The organism is Streptomyces sp. NPDC005899, assembly GCF_040629645.1.
In the GTDB taxonomy this organism is placed as follows: Bacteria; Actinomycetota; Actinomycetes; order Streptomycetales; family Streptomycetaceae; genus Streptomyces.
This window is the reverse complement of sequence record NZ_JBEXWB010000488.1, coordinates 1-3,667: the sequence shown is the minus strand read 5'-3', so window position 1 is coordinate 3,667 and position 3,667 is coordinate 1. Positions and strand designations below refer to the sequence as shown.

General features: G+C 74.4%; 4 protein-coding genes. 3 read left to right on the top strand and 1 reads right to left on the bottom strand.

Features of this window, described 5'->3' with window-relative positions; translation table 11 throughout:
- The 3 genes from ABZ371_RS30330 to ABZ371_RS30320 all read left to right on the top strand — a co-directional run.
- Positions 1-909: VWA domain-containing protein (locus ABZ371_RS30330; RefSeq protein WP_358685626.1), on the top strand; the 909-nt coding region annotated here is incomplete at its 5' end.
- Positions 909-1,517: a cob(I)yrinic acid a,c-diamide adenosyltransferase gene (gene cobO, locus ABZ371_RS30325; RefSeq protein ID WP_358685623.1), complete on the top strand. Its 609-nt coding sequence runs from the start codon at positions 909-911 to the stop codon at positions 1,515-1,517. The genes ABZ371_RS30330 and cobO, both read left to right, overlap by 1 nt.
- Positions 1,511-2,857, top strand: coding sequence for a cobyrinate a,c-diamide synthase (locus tag ABZ371_RS30320; RefSeq protein WP_358685621.1), 1,347 nt, complete (start codon positions 1,511-1,513; stop codon positions 2,855-2,857). Before cobO ends, ABZ371_RS30320 begins: the two co-directional genes overlap by 7 nt.
- Positions 2,858-2,859: 2 nt before the next feature.
- Here the strand turns inward: ABZ371_RS30320 and ABZ371_RS30315 are convergent, their stop codons facing one another.
- Entirely contained in the window at positions 2,860-3,549 is a 690-nt protein-coding gene (locus ABZ371_RS30315) for a ZIP family metal transporter (protein WP_358685629.1), read from the bottom strand.
- Between the last annotated feature and the right edge of the window lie 118 nt (positions 3,550-3,667).

The following is a 3,667-nucleotide window of genomic DNA, read 5'->3' as shown; positions in this document are numbered from 1 at the left end:
CCGGAGAGCGGGGCGGAAGGCGGATCGGGAGCCGGCGAGGACGGCTCCGGGGCGCCCGCGCCCGGCGGCCCGGAGCAGCGCCCCGTCCCGGCCTCCGAGCCGTTCCGCACGAAGACGCTGTGCGTGCCCGGACTGGGCGACGGGGCGGCCGGGCGGAGGTCGCGGGCGCGTACCGAGCACGGTCGGACCACCGGGGCGCGACGGCCCCAGGGGACGCTGACGAAGCTGCACCTCGCGGCGACCGTGCACGCCGCGGCGCCGCATCAGCGGGCGCGCGGCCGGTCCGGCCGGGGGCTCGTCGTGCGGCGGGACGATCTGCGGCAGGCGGTGCGTGAGGGGCGCGAGGGGAATCTCGTGCTGTTCGTCGTGGACGCCTCCGGCTCCATGGCGGCCCGGCAGCGGATGAGCGCCGTGAAGGGCGCGGTGATGTCTCTGCTCCTGGACGCCTACCAGCGGCGGGACAAGGTGGGCCTGGTGACCTTCCGGGGCAGGGACGCCGAGGTGGCGCTGCCGCCCACCTCGTCGGTGGACGCCGCGGCGGCGCGCCTGGAGTCGCTGCCGACCGGGGGACGTACCCCGCTGGCCGCCGGTCTGCTGAGGGCGCACGACGTGCTGCGGGTGGAGCGGTTGCGCGACCCCTCCCGGCGGCCGCTGCTCGTCGTGGTGACGGACGGGCGGGCGACGGGGGGCGTCGATCCGGTCGGGCTCGCGGCGCGGGCCGGGCGCCTGCACGCCGCCGAGGGCACGGCGTCCGTCGTCGTGGACTGCGAGTCGGGGTTCGTGCGCCTCGGTCTCGCCGCACAGCTCGCCCGGGACCTGGGGGGCACCGCGGTCACGCTCGACGAGCTGCGGGCCGACTCGATCGCCGGGCTGGTCAAGGATGTTCGAGCAGCCGGGAGGGCCGCGTAATGCCACAGGGACAGCCGGTGTCGGTACCGGACGACGGACTGACGACACGACAGCGCCGCAATCGGCCGCTTCTCTTCGTGCACACCGGGACCGGCAAGGGGAAGTCGACGGCGGCCTTCGGGCTCGCGCTGCGTGCCTGGAACCAGGGCTGGCCGATCGGGGTGTTCCAGTTCGTGAAGTCGGCGAAGTGGAAGGTCGGCGAGGAGAACGCGCTGAAGGTGCTCGGGGCGAGTGGGGAGGGCGGGACCGTCGCCTGGCACAAGATGGGTGAGGGCTGGTCATGGGTGCAGCGCGGCCTGCACGGTGACAACACCGACAACGAGGAGAAGGCCCGGGAGGGCTGGGAGCAGGTCAAGCGCGACCTGGCGGCCGAGACGTACAGGCTGTACGTGCTCGACGAGTTCGCCTACCCGATGCACTGGGGCTGGATCGACACCGACGAGGTGGTCGAGGTGATGAGGAACCGGCCGGGGACCCAGCACGTGGTGATCACCGGGCGCAACGCTCCCGCGAAACTGGTCGAGGCCGCGGATCTGGTGACGGACATGACCAAGGTCAAGCACCCGATGGACGCCGGCCAGAAGGGCCAGAGGGGCATCGAGTGGTGAGTGTCCCCCGTCTGGTCATCGCCGCACCGGCGTCGGGCAGCGGCAAGACCACGGTCGCCACGGGGCTCATGGCGGCCTTCGCCGGTCGGGGCCTCGCCGTGTCACCGCACAAGGTGGGTCCCGACTACATCGACCCGGGCTACCACGCGCTGGCCACCGGCCGTCCGGGCCGCAACCTCGACGCGTACATGTGCGGGCCGGAGCTGATCGCCCCCTTGTTCGCCCACGGCTCGGCCGGCTGCGGCCTGGCGGTCGTCGAGGGGGTGATGGGGCTGTACGACGGCGCCTCGGGGCAGGGCGAGCTGGCGTCGACGGCGCAGGTGGCGAAGCTGCTGAGGGCGCCGGTCGTCCTCGTCGTCGACGCCTCGTCCCAGTCCCGTTCCGTCGCCGCCCTGGTGCACGGTTTCGCCTCCTGGGATCCGCAGGTGCGGATCGGCGGGGTGATCCTGAACAAGGTGGCGTCGGACCGTCACGAGGCGCTGCTGCGTGAGGCACTGGACGAGTCGGGCCTGCCGGTCCTCGGGGTGCTGCGGCGGGCCCCGCAGGTGGCGACGCCGTCGCGTCACCTGGGACTGGTGCCGGTGGCCGAGCGGCAGGCGGAGGCCGTCGAGGCCGTACGGGCCATGGGCGAGCGCGTCCGCGAGGGCTGCGACCTGGACGCCCTGCTGGCGCTGGCCAGGTCGGCCCCCGGACTGCCGGACGAGGCGTGGGAGCCGGAGCGGCGGGCCGTCGATGGGCCCCGGCCGGTGGTGGCGGTGGCGGGCGGGGCGGCGTTCACGTTCGCGTACGCGGAACACGCCGAGCTGCTGGCGGCCGCCGGTGCGGAGGTGGCCGTCTTCGACCCGCTGCGCGACGAGGAGCTGCCCGCGGGCACGGCCGGCCTGGTGATCGGCGGGGGGTTCCCCGAGGTGTACGGCCCGGAGCTGTCGGCCAACGAGGCGCTGCGGGGGGCCGTCACCGCGCTCGCCCGGGCGGGCGCCCCGGTCGCCGCGGAGTGTGCGGGGCTGCTGTACCTGGCCCGTGAGCTGGACGGGCGGCCCATGTGCGGGGTGCTGGACGCCTCGGCCCGGATGTCGCAGCGCCTGACGCTGGGATACCGGCAGGCGGTGGCGCTGTCCGACAACGTGCTGGCGGCGGCCGGGACCAGGATGCGGGGGCACGAGTTCCACCGGACGGTGCTGGAGCCCGGGGCGGGCGCCGCGCCGGCGTGGGGTCTGCACCAGCCGGAGCGGCGCGTGGAGGGCTTCGTGCAGGGGGGCGTGCACGCGAGTTACGTGCACACCCACTGGGCGGCCTCGCCCTCGGTGGCACGGCGGTTCGTGGAGCGGTGCCGCGGATGACCTCACTCCGCGATGCCCACCACCAGCCAGATGAAGCCCACCCCCGCGACCGTGCACAGCAGGGTGGAGCGGGCCGGGTGCTCGTGGTGGGCCTCGGGCAGGATCTCGGCGGCGGCGAGGTAGAGCAGCGCTCCGCCGAAGAAGGCGAGATAGCAGCCGAGCAGTTCCTCCGGAAGGGTGAACAGCAAGGTGGTCGCCGCGCCCAGGACGGGGGCGACGGCGTCCGCGTACAGCATCAGGAGCGCCTTGCGGCGGGCGTTGCCGTAGAGGCTGGTGAGCGTGTAGGTGTTGAAGCCGTCGGCGAAGTCGTGGGTGATGACGGCGAGCGCGACCGCGGCGCCCATGCCGCCGCCCACCTGGAAGGCGGCGCCGAGCGCGATGCCGTCCATCAGGCTGTGGCCCACCATCGCGGCCGCCGCCGTCAGCCCCACCTGCGGCACCCGCTCCTCGCTCGCGCCGTGTGCGGCCTGGCGTACGGCCAGCGAACGCTCGACGAGGTGCGCCACCAGGAAGCCGCCCACGAACAGCAGGAGGGCGGCGGGCACCCCGAAGACCTCGCCGCCGGCGGCCTCCATCGCCTCGGGCAGCAGATCGAGGCCGACGACGCCCAGCATCAGCCCCCCGGCGAGGCCGAGGACGAGGTGGCGGCGGTCGCTGACGCGTTGCGCGACCCAGCCGCCCGCCAGGGTCATCAGGAACGCGCCGAGCGCGACGAACACCGACTCGATGACCGGTGCGGACCTCGCGGAGAACACCACCCGGATCGCCGAACTCTGCGACCGGCCCGTGGGTTTCGGCACCGGCTTCGGC

Coding starts and splice junctions, on each gene's coding strand:
- cobO (WP_358685623.1), top strand. CDS start 909: ATGCCACAGGGACAGCCGGTGTCGGTACCGGACGACGGACTGACGACA.
- ABZ371_RS30315 (WP_358685629.1), bottom strand. CDS start 3,549: ATGACCCTGGCGGGCGGCTGGGTCGCGCAACGCGTCAGCGACCGCCGC.